At 69.3% G+C, this 2,939-nt stretch carries 3 protein-coding genes and 1 pseudogene; 3 read left to right on the forward strand and 1 reads right to left on the reverse strand.

Features of this window, described 5'->3' with window-relative positions; genetic code table 11:
- Positions 1-12 precede the first annotated feature (12 nt).
- Complete coding sequence (locus ACFWJ4_RS41340; protein WP_380554567.1) at positions 13-462, reverse strand: HAD family acid phosphatase; 450 nt, start codon at positions 460-462, stop codon at positions 13-15.
- Between the two features lie 321 nt (positions 463-783).
- Between ACFWJ4_RS41340 and ACFWJ4_RS41345 the strand changes: the two genes are divergently transcribed.
- The 3 genes and pseudogenes from ACFWJ4_RS41345 to ACFWJ4_RS41355 all read left to right on the forward strand — a co-directional run.
- On the forward strand, positions 784-1,464 hold the full coding sequence (locus ACFWJ4_RS41345; protein ID WP_380554569.1) for a TMEM175 family protein: 681 nt from the start codon (positions 784-786) through the stop codon (positions 1,462-1,464).
- 682 nt (positions 1,465-2,146) lie between these two features.
- A complete protein-coding gene (locus tag ACFWJ4_RS41350; RefSeq protein WP_380554572.1) occupies positions 2,147-2,809 on the forward strand; it encodes a hydrolase in 663 nt (220 codons plus the stop codon).
- Between the two features lie 5 nt (positions 2,810-2,814).
- Positions 2,815-2,939, forward strand: a pseudogene (locus ACFWJ4_RS41355) (DoxX protein); the annotation flags it as partial.

Consider the following 2,939-nt stretch of genomic DNA (forward strand, 5'->3'; position numbering starts at 1 on the left):
CGGTGGGGTGGGTCAGGAGAGCAGGCCGTTGTAGTCCGGCAGCTTGAAGGTCTGCTCGGCGTGGCCGCCGTTGAGGTCCGTCCAGTTGTTGCCGATGCTGGCGATGATCGTGTAGCCCTCGTTCTCGACCTTGATCCGCTCGTCCGTCTTGTACTGCTGCACCGACTTGAAGAGGTCGCCCAGGCCGCGGCCGTGCAGCTCGTCCACGGTGTAGCCCGCCTTCTCCAGGCTGTACCGGGTGACGGGTTCGATGAAGTCCACGCGCGCGGTGACGAAGATGATCGCGACCCCGCGCGAGTGGGCGTACTGCGCCAGCTCCACCACCGGCGGGATGCCCGGCATCGTGAACGGGTGGAAATGCGTCGCGAGGGTGGTGTTGTCGATGTCGAAGACGATCGCGGGCGTCTCGTCCGTCGGCTCGGCCGTGCGCTGCTCGACGAAGGCGCGGGCGGGCGCGATCAAGCAGGTATGCGCAGCCGTCGGAGGATGAAGCCCTCCGACGGCTGTTCGCGCACAGGCCAGAACCGGGGCACGGATGGACCGATCGGCTATGACCGGCGGACGTACGGTGACGACCGGTGTCGACCTCGCCTGCCCGTGCAGCCCGGTCCATGCCCCACTCGCCCCGTAGGGCGCGCCGCGGCCTCCGCCTTCCCCGGCGGAGGCCTGGTGGATGTCGACGAGCAGCGGCCATCCCGCCCGGAGTGCTCCGGTGTGCCGTCGGTGGCACAACGACCTCGGGCTCATCAGGTGGTGCGGCCCGGGACCGGAGGAGAGAACGACATGACGGACGACCACGGCCTCCCGCGGAGGTTCGCTCGCTCCGAGACCGCCCGCGCGGAGGCGTTCAGCGACGGCGTGCTGGCCATCGCCGTGACCATCCTGGTCCTCGGGCTCACGGATCCGCCCCACGAACCGGGCGGACTCGGGCGGGCCCTGATCCGCCAGTGGCCGGTCTACCTCGGCTACCTGGCCTCCTTCAGCTATGTGGCGGTCATCTGGCTGAATCATCATCAGGCTTTCGTGCGGATACGTGCCATGGATCGCGGGTTGCACGCGGCCAATCTCCTCCTGCTCTTCACCACTGCGGCGCTCGCCTTTCCCACTGCGGTGCTGTCGGGCGCACTGCAGAACAGCGTCATCGACAGCGACGCTCGCGTGGCCGTCGCGCTGTACGCCGGGATCGCGGCAGGCATGTGCGGCAGCTGGATCGTGCTCTACAGCCATCTGGACCGGCGTCCGGAACTGCTGCACCACGCTGTCGAACCCTCCTACGTCGCTCACGGCAGGCTCCGCTCGTGGGCCGGCGTGATGGCGTATCTCCTCGCCGGTGCGGTCGGTGCGCTGACCGCCCCGGTCGTCGCACTCGCCGTGTTCGTCGTGCTGCCTGTCTTCTACTTTCTGACCAGCGAGGGGTTGCGGCTGCCCGGTCGCGGCCGACGGGAAGCGAATCGCCAGGAGTAGGCGAGAGAACCGGCGAGCACACCTGGTTGCATGCTTGGGGGCCTTCCACGGATGAGATGTACCGTGGGAGGCCCCCGCGTTTATGTCGAGGAACCGGTCCTCGCCGAGCACGAGCCGGCCGTCCAGGGCGAGCTCGGTGGAGGTACGGGCACTCGGGCCGAGCCGTGATCTGCCGAAGAGGGGCGTCACCGGGTGGGCGGACCGGGGATCGACAGCTGCGCGCACGGGTTTCCCGGTCGCGCGCGTCGACCCGGCAGGCCCGAGGACCCTTGACGGAGATTCAGACCAGGAGCCGTATCCGGCTCGGATGTCCCGGCAATGCACCGGTACCTGATGGGAAGTGCACCACCCGCCTGGCGTGGAGCAACCGGTCGGTTCGTGGACTGGCTCCGCGGCCTCCCGGCTCCGCGGCTTCCGACGTCACAGTGTCTCTCTGCGACCAGTCGCCCCCAGGTGTCCGTCTGTCGAACGAGCGGACCGTCGCAGCCTCGTGCGACGGTCGCCGGTCCGGCGTCCGTGCTGCTCCGCGTCACCGCGCCGGTTCATCCCCGGGTAGTGCGCTGTGGTGCCAGTTCCTGAGCACAGAGGGAGGATTCGGCCGATCGGGACGGCCGTAGTTTCGGGGTGTGCCGAAGTCGCGAATGCGGTGGGCGCTCTACCGATTGCTCCGAGAGGATCCCTCATGTTCGACATCACCAAGGTTCAGGCCGCCCCGAGCTCGGACCTCCTCACGCCCGACAACGCGGTCATGCTCTTCGTGGACCACCAGCCGCAGATGTTCTTCGGCACCGGCAGCGGTGACCGTGCCGCGATCATCAACAGCACCGTGGGGCTCGCCAAGGCGGCTCGGGCTTTCGACGTTCCGGCCGTCCTGACCACGGTGGCCGCCGAGTCCTTCTCCGGGCCGCTGCTGCCTCAGCTCGCCGAGGTGTTCCCCGAGCACGAGATCATCGACCGGACGACCATGAACGCCTGGGAGGACGAGGCCCTCGTCGCGGCGGTCAGGGCGACCGGGCGCAAGAAGATCATCCTCTCCGGTCTGTGGACCGAGGTCTGCCTGGTACTGCCCGCGCTCTCCGCGCTGGAGCAGGGGTACGAGGTGTACGTCGTCTCCGACGCCTCCGGCGGCGTCAGCCCGGCCGCCCACGAGCACGCGCTCCAGCGGATGATCGCCGCCGGCGCGGTGCCGGTGACCTGGGTGCAGGTGCTCCTGGAGCTGCAGCGCGACTGGGCGCGCCAGGAGACGTACGGCGCGGTCATGGAGATCGTCAAGGCCCACGCCGGCGCCTACGGCCTCGGGGTCGTGTACGCCCAGAGCGTCATCGGCGCACACGCCGCGGGCTGACCTCCGTGGACACCGGCATTCTGATCCTGCGCCTGCTGGTGGGCCTGCTGGTCGCCGGCCACGGCGTGCAGAAGATCAGCACGCACCTGGGCGGCAGGGGCCTCGCGGGCGGCACCGAGGAGTTCCGCGC

The organism is Kitasatospora sp. NPDC127067 (assembly GCF_042724755.1).
Lineage (GTDB): Bacteria > Actinomycetota > Actinomycetes > Streptomycetales > Streptomycetaceae > Kitasatospora > Kitasatospora lactacystinica.

What these genes read in the sequence shown, in the direction of transcription:
- ACFWJ4_RS41345 (WP_380554569.1), top strand. Translation starts at nt 784, where the DNA reads ATGACGGACGACCACGGCCTCCCGCGGAGGTTCGCTCGCTCCGAGACC.
- ACFWJ4_RS41350 (WP_380554572.1), top strand. Translation starts at nt 2,147, where the DNA reads ATGTTCGACATCACCAAGGTTCAGGCCGCCCCGAGCTCGGACCTCCTC.